Raw genomic sequence first — 15,683 nt, forward strand, 5'->3', positions numbered from 1 at the left:
GGCGGCGGACCGGTCCGGGAGGCGGACAGCGCCTCCCGGACTGGGGGTCCCGTGGGCCGGCTCCGCTGCCGGTTTCATGCCCGCTCCGAGGCGTCCGCCACGCGCGCCCGGGGTGAAGTTGGCCGAAAAGCGACGGTCCCGCACCACCCGGAAACGCCGCGTGCGCGCGGCTGGGGAGCTGTCAATCGGCCATTCATGGGAGCGCGTTCACTTTTTGCGCGCGCTACCCCGAGGCCCCTCCCGCACGCCATTGTCATGGCAGCATGGTCCCGAGCGACCTCAGAACCGCAGGCCTGTATCTTGTCCCGGTTCTGTCGGCGCGGGCGACGGGTTGTCCACAGGCTGTGGAGGCGGCGATGCGGTGGCTGGTGGGCTGGAGCAGTGTCGCCGCGCGGTTCGGCGCCGCCGGGACGGCCGGTGCCCTGGGCGCGCCCGAGGAGGGGCGCACGGTGCATCCGGTCGGCTCGCAGCTGCTGTGGGGCGACCCCGACCCGCTCTGGGCGGTCGGTGACTGGCGCCCCGACGAGATCCGCGTGGTCAGCGTGGGGGCGGACACCCGGCTCGCGGTGCTCGGCTGCTGCGCCGCCAGCGACGAGGAGCTGCGGGTGGGGCTGTTCGCGGCACGCGGGGGCGCACTGCGGCACCTGTCGGCATGGCCCGGCAGCTATACGGCAGTTGCCCAGGTCGGCCGCAGGGTCACTGTCGTCGGTGACCTGGCCGGTGCCCGCCCCGTCTTCTACACGCCCTGGGCGAGCGGCACCGCGTACGCCACGGCCGCCCTCCCGCTCGCCGACCTCATCGAAGCCCAGCTGGACATCGGCCACTTGGCGGCGCTGCTCGCCTGCCCCGACGTACCCGAGGCGCTCGGCGACTCCACCCCCTACGTGGGGGTGCGGCGCATCCCGCCCGGCCACGCGCTCGTCCTGCGCGAGGGCTCGCGGGAGATCACCGGGTACGAGCCGATGGCCTCGCTCGCCGTCGCCGCCGCCCAGGTGGACGAGGAGAGCGCGGTGAACGGCGTACGGGAGGCCCTGGTCGCGGCCGTACGAGCCCGGCTCACCGCGCCGCGCCACGCCCCCGAGACCCTCCCGCCGGACCCGGGGCCGGTGCCCGGCATGGGCCCTGCCGAGCGGCGCGCCGCCCGCGGGGGCCCGGCCCCCGGCATCGGCGCCGACCTCTCGGGCGGCCCCGCGTCGGCCACCCTCGCCCTGCTCGCCGCCGGGCTGCCCGGCAACCCCGGCACGGTGCTGGGCCACGGAACCGGCGCGGGCGAACGGCTCCTCGCGGTCACCTTCAACGACCTCGCCGTTCCCGGCAGGCGCGGCGAGGCGGAGGTGGAGCGGGCCGGGGCGATCGCGGCCAACCCCCGGCTGCACCACGTGGTGGTGGCGGGCGACGAGGAGGCCCTGCCCTACGCGGAGCTGGCCGGACCGCTCACCGACGAGCCGGGCCCCTCCCTGGTCATGGCGGAGCGCCACCGGCGCCGGCTGGCGGCGGGCAGCGCGGACCACTTCACGGGAAGCGGGGCCCGCCAGGTCCTGGACGCGCACCCGGCGCGGCTGGCCGACCTGCTGATGGACCGTCAGCGACGTCATCTGCTGCGTCCCGCCGCCGCGCTGGCCAAGGCGGGCGGCCCCTCCGCGCACTCCCTGTTCGTCCCGCTGACCGTGTACCGGGCGGCCCGCAGACTCGCCCGTACGCCGTACCGGGCGGGCATCGAGTCGGCGGCCGAGCGGCTGCGGCGCGACGCCGACCTCGTCGACGCGGCGGCCGAGACCCCGCTGGACGCCTCGCTGGCCTCCCTGGCCTGGACGCGGCCCGGACCTGCGGCGCGGTGGCTCACCGGGGAGGCGCTGGCTGAAGTATCGATCCGGCTGATGGCGTCGGCGACGCGTCCGGCGACGGTGCTGCGGCCGGGCGAGGCACGGGCCCGCGCGGCTCTCGCCCGCTACGCCGCCGACCACCGCGTCCTGGAGCAGGCCGCCGAGATCCGCAGCCAGCGGCTGCACGCGCCGTTCCTGGACAACCAGGTGGTACGGGCGTGCCGCGCCCTGCCCGAGGCCCTGCGGGTACAGCCCGGGGCGCGGGCGGCGATCCTGCGGGCGGTCCTGGCGGGCTCCGGGGTGCGGGACCTGCCGTCCGGCTGGGGCGCGAACTCCCACGCCTCGTCCACGGCGGCGGTCCGCGCGGGTCTGCGCCGCGCCGCCGACCCCCTGATCGCGCTCTTCGAGGCCCCGCTGCTCGCGGACGCGGGCCTGATCGAGGCCCGCACGGTCCGCCGCGCCCTGCGGGCCGCCGCCGCGGGCGAACGCCTCCCGCTGGACGGCCTGGCGGACCTGGTCTCCACGGAGCTGTGGCTGCGGCGGCTGCTGGCGCGGCGGGGTACGTGCTGGACGGGGGCGGCTGCGCCGAAGCAGCGGGCGGTGGCGGGAGGAATAACCCGCTCCCGCCCACCCCTACGGGCGTAGGCCCCACCCCGCCCCTTCCCTGAACCCTCCGGGGCCGGGGGACGGCCTGGGGCCCACCCCAACCGGGGAGGCGGGGCGCCTGCGCCCCGACCCCGACCCCGATGCCGGGGCCTGCGGCCCCCAACCCCCATATCGGGGCCTGCGGCCCCCAATCCCCATGGCGGGGCCTGCGTGCCCGATTCCCATGGAGGGGCCTGCGGCCCCCCAACCCCCGTGCGCGCTTCTTTCGGCTGCGGACCGTGGTGGGTTGCTCGCGCAGTTCCCCGCGCCCCCAACTACCCAGGGGCGCGGGGAACTGCGCGCTCAGCCACCCACGACCCGCAGCCGAAGGCCGGCCCCGACCAGCCCACCACCGACGCGCACCCAAAGTCCAAGCCCTGAAGGGGCGCGGGGAACGGCGCGAGCAACCCACCACCGGCCCGCGGACGAACCCCGGGCAGAAAGGGGCGCGGGGAACTGCGCGAGCAATCCCCCACCCACCCGCAGCCGAACGGGAACTGCGCGAGCAGGCACCCCGCCGCCCGCAGGCGAACCCCCGGCCGCCCGCCCAGGGCTTTCGGGAAGGGGCGGGGTGGGGAAAAAGCCCGCCGCAGGCGGATCGAGGCCGAGACACAATGACCCCGTGCGGTACCGAATCCTGGGCGCCACAGAGGCGCAAGACGACCAAGGCAACCCCCTCCCCCTGGGAGGCCCCCGCCTACGCGCCCTCCTCACCACCCTCACCACTCACGCCCACCACCCCACCCCCATCCCCCCCACCACCCTCATCGACGAGATCTGGCCCGAAGACCCCCCGCACGACGCCCCCGCCGCCCTCCAGGCCCTCATCGGCCGCCTCCGCCGCACGATCGGCCGCGACGCCGTCGTCTCCGAGCCCGGCGGCTACCGGCTCGCCGTGGACGCGCCGGAAAGGAACATCGACCTCTTCGCCTTCGAACACCTCACCCGCACCGGCGAACGCCGGCTCGCCGAAGGCGACCCCGAGTCCGCCGCCGAGACCCTGCGCGCCGCCCTAGCCCTGTGGCGCGGCCCGGCCCTCGCCGACCTCCCCGACCGCACCGCCGCGGCCGCCCGCCCGGAGGCGCGGCGGTTCGACGCCCTGCGCGCCCGCATCGAGGCCGACCTGCGGCGCGGCGCCACCGCCCACCTCCCCGCCGAGCTCACGGCGCTGATCGAGACCCGCCCGTACGACGAACCCCTGCACGCCCAGCTCATCCGCGCCCTGCGGGCCCAGGGGCGTACGGCCGACGCGCTCATGGCGTACGAGACCGCCCGCCGCACCCTCGCCGACTCCCTCGGCACCGACCCCGGCCCGGAGCTGACCGCCCTCCACCGGGAGCTGCTCGACCCCGTCCCCGAGGCGCGCGGCAATCTGCGGCCCCGGCTCACCTCCTTCGTCGGACGCGAGCCCGAACTCGCCGCCATCCGGCAGGACCTCGCCGCGCACCGGCTCGTCACGCTCACCGGACCCGGCGGCTCCGGCAAGACCCGCCTGGCGGAGGAGGCCGCCGCCCCCGGCCCCGCCTGGCTGGTGGAGCTCGCCCCGCTCGACCACCCGGACGCCGTCCCCGGAGCCGTCGTCTCCGCGCTCGGGCTGCGTGAGACCACCCTGCTCGGACGGGACGGGCAGCCGCACCCCGACGACCCCCTCGCCCGGCTCGTCGACCACTTCGCCGGCGCCCCCGCCCTCCTCGTCCTCGACAACTGCGAGCACGTCGTGGACGCCGCCGCGCGTGTCGCGGAGACCCTGCTGACGCGCTGTCCGGCGCTGCGGATCCTCGCCACCAGCCGCGAACCCCTCGGGGTGCCCGGCGAGCGGGTCCGCCCCGTCGAGCCGCTGCCGCCCGACCCCGCGTACCTGCTCTTCACCGAACGCGCCCGTACCGTACGACCCGACTTCGACCCGGCCGGCGACCCCGAGGCCATCGCCGAGATCTGCCGGCGGCTCGACGGGCTGCCGCTGGCGATCGAGCTGGCCGCCGCCCGGCTGCGGCTGCTCTCCCCGCGCCAGATCGCGGACCGGCTCGACGACCGCTTCCGCCTGCTGACCAGCGGAAGCCGGACCGTACTGCCCCGCCAGCAGACCCTGCGCGCGGTCGTCGACTGGTCGTGGGAGCTGCTCGACGAGCGCGAGCGCGCGGTGCTGCGCCGCGCCTCCGTCTTCGCCGGAGGCTGGGACCTGGCCGCCGCCCAGGCGGTGTGCGGCTCGACCGACGACCTCGCCGCCCTGGTGGACAAGTCCCTGGTGGTGGCCGCCCCCGAGCCGGACACCGGCCAGATGCGCTACCGGCTTCTGGAGACCATCCACGAGTACGCCGCCGAGCGCGCGGCCCAGACCCCCGGCCTCCTCGACGAGGCCGCCCGCGCCCACACCGCGTACTACCGCGACCTGGTCCAGGAGGCCGACCCGCTGCTGCGCTCGCACGGGCAGCTCGCCTGGATCCGCCGTCTGGAGCGCGAGCTGGACAACATCCGGGCCGCGCTGCACCGCACCGCCGCCGGTCCCGACCCCGTGGCCGCCCGGGACATCGCTCTGGCCATGGGCTGGTTCTGGTGGCTGCGCAACTACCGCGGCGAGGGGGTCGCGTGGGTGGACCGCGTCCTGGCGTGCGAGGAGGAGGCCGAAGGGCCCGACGACCCGCGCTACTGGCCGCGGATGCGGCTCGCGCTGCTGCGGATCTTCCTGCTGGAGGAGTCCGGCGCGGGCGAGCGGCTGCGCCGGGCCGAGACCCTGGCGGAGATGGAGCGGCTGCGCGACGCGTTCGGGCGCGGCGGCCCGCAGGCGGCGAGCTTCCCCGGGCTGCTGTGGCCGTTCGCCGCGTTCCTCACCCGCACCACCGCGCAGGTGCGCGACAGCGTAGACGCCGTGGTCGCCAACTGCCGTGCCCACGGCGGCGAGTGGGAGATCGGCGTCAGCCTCATGTTCCGTACGCACATGGTCATCGACATGCCCGGCGGTGTCTGGGACGTCGACGCCGACCTCGCGGAGCTGCGGGCCCTGAGCCGTCGTGTCGGCGACCGCTGGATGCGCGCCCAGGTGGCCAGCGCCGCCGGGGAGGCCGCGATGATGCGCGGGCTCCCGGCGCTCGCCCGGCCCGAGTACGAGGAGGCGCTCGGTCTCGCCCGCGAGGTGGGCGCCAACGCCGAGGCGCCGTTCCTGCTGGCCCGTATCGCCGAACTCACCTATCGCGCGGGCGACCTGGCCGGTGGCGCCAAGCTCCTCGAAGAGGCCGAGGCGGAGGCCGTCCGCTACCGCGTCTTCGACACCCGCTCCTACATCCACTATCTGCGCGGCTGCATGGCCCTGGACACCGGTGACCCCGCCACCGCGCGCGCCGAGTGCGACGCCGCCCTCGCGGAGAGCGCCCGCACCACCCCGCCGCCGCACTTCAGCGCGATCCTGGAGGGCCTCGACGCGCGGATCGCGGCCGAGGAGAGCGGCCCGGCCACCGGCGTACGCGGGCTGGCCTCGGCGCTGCGCCACGCCGACGCCGCGGGTTGCGCCGAGATCCTCCTCGCCCACTTCGCGGAGGGCGCTGCCCGCCTCCTGCCCGACCTCGGGGAGCCCGCGCCGGCCGTACGGGTGCTGGCCGCAGCCGGGGCCTGGCGCGCCGGGATCCCGCTGTGGGTCCCGGACCGCACCGCCCTGGACGCCCTGCGCATCCGCCTGCGCGACGAACTCGGCCAACCCGCCTATGAGGAGCGGAGCGCGGAGGGCGCCGCACTCACCGCCCTGGGGGTCGCGGAGCTGCTGGAAGGCATCGTCGACGGCCGGTGAGCCCTGCCGGGGGCGGATGAGCCCTGCCGGAGGCCGGCGAGCGCGGCCGACGCGCCTCAGGTCTGGGCTCGTGCCGGTCAGGTCTGGGCTCGCGCCGGGCATGTCTCGGCTCGCGCCGGTCGGAAGTCGACCCGCGCCGGTCGGAAGTCGACCCGCGCCGGTCGGAAGCCGACTCGCGTCGATCGGCCATCGTCTAGTGGCAGTTGATGACCGATTTCGCCCAGTCCGCCAGCGCCACCGAACCGAACGGCGTGTGCGGGTCGACCACCAGGTGCAGGGTGCGGTGGCCGGTGAGGTCGGCGTGGACCGGCACCGCCGGGTCCCCGCCGTGCATCACGGGCGAGCGCCACAGCAGCGTCCGGTCCCCGTACACCGAGAACCGCACCGCGCCGAGCCCCATGGTCAGGTCGTCGACCCCGGCGAAAGCGTCATAGCTGGAGCACTTCCGGTTGAGGTCGATGGTCACGGCGGAGCGGGCGTGCACGGTCACTCCGTGGCTGTACGGCTTGCCGTCGATCGCCAGACCCCAGCGCTGCCAGAGCCAGCTCGACGAGCCGAGCCGCACCTCGGGCTCGGTGTGGTCGCCGAACGTGCCGTACTGGAGCCGGTTGATCTGGTAGGCCGCCGCCGGGGGCGGTGGCGGTACGGGCTTCGGTGTCGGCCTGGGCGGCGCGGGCTTCGGCGTCGGCTTCGGCGCCGGGGGCTTCGGTACGGGCTTGGGCTTCGGCCGGGGCTTGGGCGGCGCGGGCTTGGGCGGCTTGGGCGCGGGCTTGGCCTGCGCGGGTACGGGCGCGGGCGGCGCCGGGGGCTCGGGCGCGGGGGAGGGCGGCGGCTTGTGGGGGACCATCGGCACCACGGCCGGCGGCTTGGCCACGGGCTTCGCGGCCGGCTTGCCGTCGCCGCCGGTGAGCGCGAAGACCACCCCGGCGGCCACCGCCACGGCGACGGCCGCCGCGATGCCCGCCTTGGCGGGGGCGCCGAGGCCCTCGGAGGCGGCGGCCCCGCCGGCCGCACCCCCGGACGAACTCCCTCCGGCGCCCGCCGCGGCGGCACCGGCACCCGCCGCACCGGCGGCGCCTCCCGCCACGAGCCCCGCGGCCTTGAGCGAGTACCCGGCGGCGAACCAGCCGACCACCGCGACCGGCAGCAGCGCGGGGATCCCGGCGTTGACGTCGTTGAGCTCGACGACCGCGACCCGGCACTTGGCGCACTCCTCCAGGTGCTTGCTCAGGCCCCGTTCGGCCCGCACCCGCAGCCCGCCGCGCGCGTACGCCCCGAGGCGGTCGGCGTAGCGGGCGCAGTCGCCGCCCTCGGTGAGCGCGGTGGAGACGTGCGCCTGGAGGTACGCCTGCTTCAAGCCCTCGCGGGCCCGGCTGGCAAGGACCGCCGTGGCGTTGGCGGAGAGCCCGAAGAGCGGGGCGATCTCGCTGGGCGACTCCTCCTCGACGGTGGTGTGCCACAGCACCGCCTGCCACCGCTCCGGCAGCGACCGGAACGCCTGCATGGCCAGCGACCGCTCGGCCTCGTGCATCGCCCGGACGTCCGCGCCGAGGTCGACCGTGTCGTCGTCCCTGCCGTCCGAGGTACGGGCGGCCCGGTCGGCGAAGAGCGCGAAGTCCTCGACCAGTTGCTCGCGCTTGGCCGTCTTCGTCCAGGAGGCGGCGACGCGGCGCACGGTGGTCATCAGATACGCGCGCACGGCCTGCTCGGGCCCGGCGCCGCCGCGCACCGCCTGGAGCGTCCGGGCGAAGACCTCGGCGGTGAGGTCGTCGGCCGTGTACGCGTCCCGGCAGCAGCTGCGGGCGTACCGGCGCACCGCGTCCGCGTGGCGGCGGAACAGCTCCTCGTAGGCGCTGTCGTCACCTCCGCGCATCCGCTGGATCAGCTCGGCGTCGGCGACGGCGGCCCCGGCTCCGGCGACCCGCTCGCGCTGCTGCGGAACACCGGGCACGGCCTCGGTGGGGACGGTGGTCAGGATGGCTTGATTGGCTTGGTCGGCCTGGTCGGCCTGGTCGGTCGGGGCGGCGGCCTGATCGGCCGAGTCCTCGACCGGGGCCTCGCTCTGCGGGGCCGGGCCCCACGGTCCGGGCAGCACGGTGCCGCCCTGCTCGCTGTCGGGCTCGACGCCGGTGTCCGGCCGGTGGGCCGGGCCCGCCTGGCCCGGCACCTGCGCGGAGGGCGCGCCCTCCGGCTCCGTGCCGCTGCTGCCGCCGAGCTCGTCCCGCCCCTCAACGTTCATCGCGGAAAGCCCCCGTCAGCACGCTCAGACCCGACCACGCGCCAAGCGTCCCACAGAGCCCCACGCCGAAGGAGCCCGCCCGCTGCCAACCACCCGTTAGGGGAACCCGCCCCGCACCGGAGCGGGTCCGCACCCACGGGCCGCGCCTCACACCGGGCGCGAACGCAGCCCTTCGAGCAGGATGTCCAGGAGCCGGGCCGAGGCCGCGGCCTGCTGGTGGGGATCGGGCAGCGACGGCGCCGCGGTGGCTATCACCAGCAGTACGTCGGCCACGGTCACATCGCCCCGCAGCTCACCCGCCTCGCGCGCCCGGTCCACCAGCTGCCCGACCACCGCGAGCAGCTCGGCCGCCCCCGGGTCGTCCAGCTCGTCCGCCGGGGCCGTGCGCGGCTCGACGACCCGCAGGTCGGGCACGCCGATTGCGCCGGGCATCCCTGCCTGGCGCTGCTGCGGCACCCGTACCTCCGGAGCGGAGCCCGCCGGGTCCAGCGACTCCACCGGTTCCAGCACCGGCACGACGCCGCCGACGCCCGCGACGACCGTCGACTCCTCGGCGTCCACGTCCACCCCGACGCGCAGCACCTGCGGCGGCAGCAGTCGCCCGGCGCCCGACGCCACCGAGGTCCGCAGGAACCGGGAGAGCGCCGACCACGGCTCCTCCTCCTGGCCCAGCGCGGTGCGCGCCTGGTCGGTGAGGCGCGCGGTCTCCTCCTCGGCTATCCGCCGGACCAGCACGTCCTTGCTCGGAAAACGCCGGTAGACCGTGCCCACGCCGACGCGCGCGCGACGGGCCACGTCCTCCATGGGAGCCCCGTACCCCAGCTCACCGAACACCTCGCGCGCGGCGCGCAGCACGTGCTCCAGATTGCGCTGGGCATCCACCCGCAGCGGCGCGGAGCGGGAAGCGGAAGCGCTCCCACCACCGCCCACACGACCATTGCCGTCCGCCGACGCTACGACAGCGGACTGCCAATGAGAGTCCTGAATATGCATAACCGTTCCCCCGGTAATGACGTCTCCCCCCGGAGACTCCCCGCCCTGACAGTCGGGTGGCCGGACCCGACACCCCGACGAGGTACGAACATAGTTGAGCCGGAGTCAATTCAGAAGGGGGTTGTTCCGCACGGTGTGCCCCCCGATCGGAGCAAGGGCCGGAACCTTCCCGATTCGGCCCCCTCCGCCCCCCCCATCTCCCCGCCCTGACCTGCGCATTCACGCCGAACGGCGAGAAATGGCCCGACCTGTTCCGGCCACATCCGTCAGTCACACAATTTGCCGGGCCTGTGGACAAACACCCGCGTCCGTTGCCTCATGGGATGGTGAAGGCTGCGATCAATCGGGGGTCGAGCCCCGAACCACCGCCCGGCACCCGCATTCTCGTCGTCGGCGGCGGCTACGTCGGGATGTACACGGCGCTGCGTCTCCAGCGCGAGCTCAAGGCGCACCTGCGCGACGGCCGGGTGGGCATCACCGTGGTCGCCCCGGACCCGTACATGACGTACCAGCCGTTCCTGCCGGAAGCGGCCGCCGGGTCCATCTCACCGCGCCATGTCGTCGTACCGCTGCGCCGCGTCCTGGACCGCTGCCACATCGTCATCGGCGAGGCCCAGCGCATCGACCACGCCGCGCGCACCGCCACCGTCGCCACCCTCGCCACCGAGGAGGAGGGCGGCGGCCCGGTCGAGATCGGCTACGACGAACTGGTCCTGGCGCCCGGTTCGGTCTCCCGCACCCTGCCGGTCCCGGGACTGGCGGACTACGCCATCGGCTTCAAGACCGTCGAAGAGGCGATCGGCCTGCGCAACCACGTCATCGAGCAGATGGACATCGCCTCCTCCACCCGCGACCCGGCCGTCCGCGACGCGGCCCTCACCTTCGTGTTCGTGGGCGGCGGCTACGCGGGCGTGGAGGCGCTCGCCGAGCTGGAGGACATGGCCCGCTACACCGCGCGGTACTACCACAACATCAAGCCCGAGGACCTGAAGTGGATCCTCGTGGAGGCCAGCGACCGCATCCTGCCCGAGGTCGGCGAGGAGATGGGCCAGTACGCCATCCGCGAGCTGCGCGGCCGCAACATCGACGTACGCCTCCAGACGCGCCTGGACTCCTGCGAGAACCGGGTCGCCGTTCTCAGCGACGGCTCCCGCTTCCCCACCCGTACGGTCGTGTGGACCGCCGGCGTCAAGCCCGCGCCCCTGCTCGCCGCCACCGATCTGCCGCTCAACGAGCGCGGCCGCCTCAAGTGCACCGCGAAGCTCCAGGTGGAGGGCGCCGAGCACGCCTGGGCGGCCGGGGACGCCGCCGCCGTGCCGGATGTGACGTCCGAGGAGAAGGACAAGGAGTGCGCGCCCAACGCGCAGCACGCGGTGCGCCAGGCCAGGACGCTCGCCGAGAACGTCGCCGCGTCCGTCGAAGGCCGCCCGCCGCGCGAGTACGCGCACAAGTACGTGGGCTCGGTCGCCTCGCTCGGCCTGCACAAGGGCGTCGCCCACGTCTACGGCCGCAAGCTCAAGGGCTACCCCGCCTGGTTCATGCACCGCGCCTACCACCTGAGCCGGGTACCCACCTTCAACCGCAAGGCCCGCGTGCTCGCCGAGTGGGCGCTGGCGGGCCTGTTCAAGCGGGAGATCGTCTCGCTCGGCTCGCTGGAGCACCCGCGCGCCGAGTTCGAGCTCGCGGCGGGCGGCGCCCCGGCCGGACCGGGCCCCGGGCCGAACCCGAACCCGAACCCGAACTCGAAACCGAACCCCGAGCCGAGCTCCGAACCGGGACCCGAGGACCCCGGCGCCAAGGAGAACTGACGGTTGTCAGTGCGGTCCGTCACACTGGACGTGTGACCATAGGTGGGCCCACACCTGCACAGAGTGACCCAGCAGCCAGCGACACACGAGGCCAAGAGATCCGTGAACTTCACGCGTTGGAGCGCCCGGCTCCCCGGTACGCAGCGCCGCGCCGCCGCACGGAGCGACCGGGGCTCCGTGCCCGCCGCGCGCGGTGAGTCCGGCCCGGGGACCGACACCTGGCCGGACGGGGACGGGGCGGACGGCCCCGCGCCCCTCCTGGAGGAGCTGTCGGTGCGCGGCCTCCTCGCCCAGATCCCGGCCCTCGCCGCCCTGGTGTACGGACCGGAGCACCGCGTGGCGTTCGTGAACGACGCGTACGCCGCCGCCTTCGGCCCCCGCCCCCTGGGCGTGCCCGCCGCCAAGGCGCTCCCCGAGCTGGACGAGCTGGGCCTGCTGCCCCTGATGGACCAGGTCCTGCGCAGCGGCAAGCCGCGTACGGTCAAGTCCCGCAAGGCCCAGGGCGGCGGGTCGTACACGGTCACCTGCACCCCGGTCGAGATCCCCGCGCGCGGGGAGGGCGGCGGCGGGGTCCTCGTCTTCGCCGCCGACGTCACCGACCACGCCGAGGCCGCCGAGCGGCTGCGCGCCAGCGAGCGCCGGCACCGCGAGACCGCCGTGACGCTCCAGCGCTCCCTGCTCCCGCAGGAGCTGGAGCAGCCCGACGACCTGCGGGTCGCCTGCACGTACCAGCCGGGCGGCACGGACGCGGCGGTCGGCGGCGACTGGTACGACGTGATCACCCTGGGCGCCGGGCGCACGGCGCTGGTGATCGGGGACGTGATGGGGCGCGGGGTGCGCGCGGCGGCCGTGATGGGCCAGCTCCGCACGGCGGTGCGGGCGTACGCGCGTCTGGACCTGCCCCCGCACGAGGTGCTCCAGCTGCTCGACGGCCTGGCGGCCGAGATCGACGCCAGCCAGATCGCCACCTGCGTCTACGCGGTCCACGACCCCAACGAGGGCCGCCTGGAGTACGCGTCGGCGGGCCATCTGCCCCTCCTCGTACGCCACGCGGACGGCAGTGTGCACCGCGCGGCGGATCCGACCGGGCCGCCGCTGGGCACCGGCGGCTGGGTGCACACCTCCGGCACCATCGCCCTGCCGCCCGGCGCGACCGCCGTCCTCTATACGGACGGCCTGGTCGAGCGCAGGGGGGAGGACATCGACGAGGGCGTCGCCGCCCTGGAGCGCGCGCTGTCCGGCGCGGACGGCACCCCGCAGGTCGTCTGCGACCGGCTGATCCGCTCGCTGGGGGTGACCGCCGAGCACGACGACGACGTGGCGGTCCTGGTCCTCCAGCACCCGGCGCGCACCGGCCCGGACGCCGAGCTGTTCCACAACGCGGCGCTCGACCTGCTCGGCGGCGTGGAAGCCGCGCCACGCGCGCGTGCCTTCGCCTCCGGGGTCCTGGCCTCCTGGCGCTTCCCGGTCGAGCTGCGCGACCTGGGAGTCCTGGCGGCCAGCGAACTGGTGGCCAACTCGCTCCAGCACGGCACCCCGCCGATGCGGCTACGGCTGCGCCGCACCGACCGCCGTCTGATCATCGAGGTGACGGACGGCGACGACCATCTGCCGCGCCGCCGCCGCGCCGAGCCCGGGGACGAGTCAGGACGAGGCATCTCGATCGTCGCGACGATCGCCTCGTCCTGGGGTTCGCGCCGCACACCGGGCGGCGGCAAAGCGGTGTGGTGCGAGTTCGCCCTGCCGCACTGAGTCCGGCCGGCGGCTCAGGCCGTCGCGCCGACCTGCTCGCTCCTGTGCACCGCGACCACCCGGGACGGGGCCGCCGCGAGCGCCGGCTGGTCCTGCGCGGGCGTCAGCCCGCGGCCGAGCCGCAGCGCCAGGACGGTGATCCCGAGCGAGAACAGGATGAAGGTGACGATGTACGGGCCGTGCAGCGTGGCCCCCATGGGCCCGCCCACGAACGGTCCGAGCGCCAGCGCCATCTGCTTGACCAGCGCGAACGCCGAATTGTACTGACCGACCATCGCCTCCGGCGCCAGGTCCGCGACCAGCGGCGCCACGGTCGGCGACAGCATCGCCTCACCGAGTCCGAAGAGCGCGTACGTGGAGACGAACGCGGCGGTCGCCATGGTCTGGCTGCCGTGGCCGAGCCCCGCGTACCCGGCGAAGAGCCAGGCCACGGTCCAGATGAGCCCCACGGCCGCGATGACGCGGCTACGGCGCCGGCGCTCGACGAAGCGCAGCACCAGGAACTGGGCGACCACGATGACGGCGGTGTTGGCGGCGAGGGCGAGGCCCAGGGCCGACGGATCGATCCCGGCGGCCTCGGTGCCGTACGCCGCGAGACCCGACTCGAACTGCCCGTAGCAGGCGAAGAACAGCACGAACCCGAGAACGCAGAGCTGGAGCATGGCGCGGTGCCGGAGCACGGCCTTCAGACCGCTGCCGTTCTTGGCGTCCCCGGGGCGGGCGTCGGCGATGGCCGCGTTGCGCGGCAGCTTCACGGACAGCGCGATCGCGGCGAGAACCAGGAACATCCCAGCCTCGATGGCGAAGAGCAGGGTGAAGGACGCCGGACGGCTCTCGTCGACGATCTGGCCGCCGAAGAGGCCGCCGATGCCGAGCCCGAGGTTCTGCAGGAAGAACTGCGTGGCGAAGGCGCGGGTGCGGGAGGCCGGCCCCGAGGACCACACGATCATGGTGGCGAGCGCCGGCTGCATGACCGCGGTGCCCGCGCCCAGCAGAGCGGCGGAGGCGAGGACGGTCACCAGGCTGTTCGCGAGCCCGAGGCAGAGCGCGCCCACGGCGGACGCCACGGCCGCGCCGACCAGGACGGGCAGGGGGCCGCGCCGGTCGATGACCCGGCCGGTGAAGAGCAGCGCCACGAGCGCGGCCAGGGCGAAGACGCCGAGGACGATCCCGGCCCAGAAGGAGCCGAGGTCTCGCACCGTCGCCACGTAGAGGTACAGATACGGAACGGTGAACCCGAGTCCGAACGCGCTCAGCGCGTTCCCCGCCTGGATCCGGCGCATCGCCGCGCCCATCACCTTGGTCACACTCACCACCTTGAGGTCTCGAAGTGGAAGTACTCGAACCTGAAGGTCTCAGGTACGAAGACTTCAACACTAAAGTTAGAACCTCAACAATACACACTCAAGGACTTAGATGCCAACGCGTCCCGTGCGATACTCGCGGCATGGCTGAGACCACCGAGCGCGGCGGGCCCACCGGCCCCGCCGACCCCGAGGAGCCGACCCTCGACGAACAGATCGCGGCGTACCAGCGCGAGTTCCGCGACCTCGACCCCCAGGTCGAGAAGGTCGTCTCGGCCCTGGGGCGGCTGAACCGGCGGATGAACGTGGCGTACGGACGCCAGGTCGCGGCCCTCGGCATCAGCAACGCCGAGTGGGAGGTCCTCAAGACCCTCGTCCTCGCGGGCAAGCCGTACCGGCTGGGCCCGGGCGAGCTGGCCAAGCGCCTCGGCCTCACCCCCGCCGCGATGACCCACCGCATCGACCGCATGGCGGGCGAGGGCCTGGTCACGCGCGACCGCGACGAGAGCAACCGGGTGCGGGTCATCGTCGAGCTGACGGACGAGGGGCGTACGAAGTGGCTGGAGGCCATGCAGATGGCCACCGACTTCGAGGAGGACCTGCTCCAGGACCTCACCCCGGACGAGCGGGGGGCGCTCGGCGAGATGTTGATCCGCCTGCTGCGCCGGGTGGAGCACGCCCAGCCCGACGCGGGCGGACGCCTCACCGACCTGGACTGATGCCGGACTCGACGGGGGTTGACACCGCCTTCCCCCGTGCGTAAGGTTCTTCGAGTTGTCACGGAGCCGGAACGGTTCTGCGACAGCCGTCCGCCGCAGATCCGCGGCAACCCAACTCCGTACGACCTCCCGATCGGGATGAATTTCGGCATGCCGAATTCTTTTCGAAGGGGGCTGCATGGACTGGATGGATCGGATGGCTCGATTAGGAGCCGCCCGGGAGATCCGCTAGGGTTTGGGACGTCGGAACGGCCCAACAGCCGGGAAGACAAACCGACTTGACCCGGGAGACCGGAAATCAGGCCCGAAAGGATCTGATAGAGTCGGAACCGCCGGAAAGCCGAAAGGCCGGAAAGCGAATCCCGCCGACAGGGAAATCGGACACGAAAGAGTCTGATAGAGTCGGAAACGAAGGAAGCGCCCGGAGGGCCCGGAAACGGGAACAAAGGAAGCGTCCGTACCTTGAGAACTCAACAGCGTGCCAAAAGTCAACGCCAGATTGACAACCCCGGCCTGCCAGTGATGGTGGGTTGGAGGTTCCTTTGAAAAGTCCTGCCGGCCCTTGTGGCGGGTAGGCAACGAACACAGCGAGGACGCTGAGGACGACTGGTCTTATTCCGAC

At 74.3% G+C, this 15,683-nt stretch carries 8 protein-coding genes; 5 read left to right on the forward strand and 3 right to left on the reverse strand.

The annotated features are described in order from the left end of the window. The first annotated feature begins 356 nt into the window (after nucleotides 1-356). Complete coding sequence (locus ACZ4MU_RS04110; protein WP_467870530.1) at nucleotides 357-2,468, forward strand: asparagine synthase-related protein; 2,112 nt, start codon at nucleotides 357-359, stop codon at nucleotides 2,466-2,468. A 622-nt stretch (nucleotides 2,469-3,090) separates the two neighbouring features. Continuing rightward, nucleotides 3,091-6,246, forward strand: a complete 3,156-nt coding sequence (locus ACZ4MU_RS04115) for an ATP-binding protein (protein WP_467870532.1) — start codon at nucleotides 3,091-3,093, stop codon at nucleotides 6,244-6,246. A gap of 193 nt (nucleotides 6,247-6,439) precedes the next feature. Here the strand turns inward: ACZ4MU_RS04115 and ACZ4MU_RS04120 are convergent, their stop codons facing one another. Continuing rightward, nucleotides 6,440-8,485, reverse strand: a complete 2,046-nt coding sequence (locus tag ACZ4MU_RS04120; protein WP_467870535.1) for a sigma-70 family RNA polymerase sigma factor — start codon at nucleotides 8,483-8,485, stop codon at nucleotides 6,440-6,442. Nucleotides 8,486-8,632: 147 nt separating this feature from the next. Beyond that, a complete protein-coding gene (locus ACZ4MU_RS04125) occupies nucleotides 8,633-9,478 on the reverse strand; it encodes a TetR/AcrR family transcriptional regulator (protein ID WP_467870537.1) in 846 nt (281 codons plus the stop codon). Nucleotides 9,479-9,801: 323 nt separating this feature from the next. Between ACZ4MU_RS04125 and ACZ4MU_RS04130 the strand changes: the two genes are divergently transcribed. Together ACZ4MU_RS04130 and ACZ4MU_RS04135 are read left to right on the forward strand one after the other, a co-directional pair. Continuing rightward, nucleotides 9,802-11,286 carry an NAD(P)/FAD-dependent oxidoreductase gene (locus ACZ4MU_RS04130; protein WP_467870539.1) on the forward strand — a complete coding sequence of 495 codons (1,485 nt, stop codon included), beginning with the start codon at nucleotides 9,802-9,804 and terminating at the stop codon, nucleotides 11,284-11,286. Between the two features lie 102 nt (nucleotides 11,287-11,388). Next, nucleotides 11,389-13,038, forward strand: a complete 1,650-nt coding sequence (locus ACZ4MU_RS04135; RefSeq protein WP_467870541.1) for an ATP-binding SpoIIE family protein phosphatase — start codon at nucleotides 11,389-11,391, stop codon at nucleotides 13,036-13,038. 14 nt (nucleotides 13,039-13,052) lie between these two features. Here ACZ4MU_RS04135 and ACZ4MU_RS04140 read toward each other — a convergent pair whose 3' ends face one another. Then, nucleotides 13,053-14,333 (reverse strand): MFS transporter, encoded by a 1,281-nt coding sequence (locus tag ACZ4MU_RS04140; protein ID WP_467870659.1) that lies wholly within the window; start codon nucleotides 14,331-14,333, stop codon nucleotides 13,053-13,055. 152 nt (nucleotides 14,334-14,485) lie between these two features. Here ACZ4MU_RS04140 and ACZ4MU_RS04145 point away from each other — a divergent pair, with 152 nt between their 5' ends. After that, nucleotides 14,486-15,061, forward strand: a complete 576-nt coding sequence (locus ACZ4MU_RS04145) for a MarR family winged helix-turn-helix transcriptional regulator (protein ID WP_467870543.1) — start codon at nucleotides 14,486-14,488, stop codon at nucleotides 15,059-15,061. Nucleotides 15,062-15,683: the final 622 nt, after the last annotated feature.

This window comes from Streptomyces sp. NPDC026377, from assembly GCF_055567715.1.

What these genes read in the sequence shown, in the direction of transcription:
- ACZ4MU_RS04110 (WP_467870530.1), top strand. Translation starts at nt 357, where the DNA reads ATGCGGTGGCTGGTGGGCTGGAGCAGTGTCGCCGCGCGGTTCGGCGCC.
- ACZ4MU_RS04120 (WP_467870535.1), bottom strand. Translation starts at nt 8,485, where the DNA reads ATGAACGTTGAGGGGCGGGACGAGCTCGGCGGCAGCAGCGGCACGGAG.
- ACZ4MU_RS04125 (WP_467870537.1), bottom strand. Translation starts at nt 9,478, where the DNA reads ATGCATATTCAGGACTCTCATTGGCAGTCCGCTGTCGTAGCGTCGGCG.
- ACZ4MU_RS04130 (WP_467870539.1), top strand. Translation starts at nt 9,802, where the DNA reads ATGGTGAAGGCTGCGATCAATCGGGGGTCGAGCCCCGAACCACCGCCC.
- ACZ4MU_RS04140 (WP_467870659.1), bottom strand. Translation starts at nt 14,333, where the DNA reads ATGGGCGCGGCGATGCGCCGGATCCAGGCGGGGAACGCGCTGAGCGCG.
- ACZ4MU_RS04145 (WP_467870543.1), top strand. Translation starts at nt 14,486, where the DNA reads ATGGCTGAGACCACCGAGCGCGGCGGGCCCACCGGCCCCGCCGACCCC.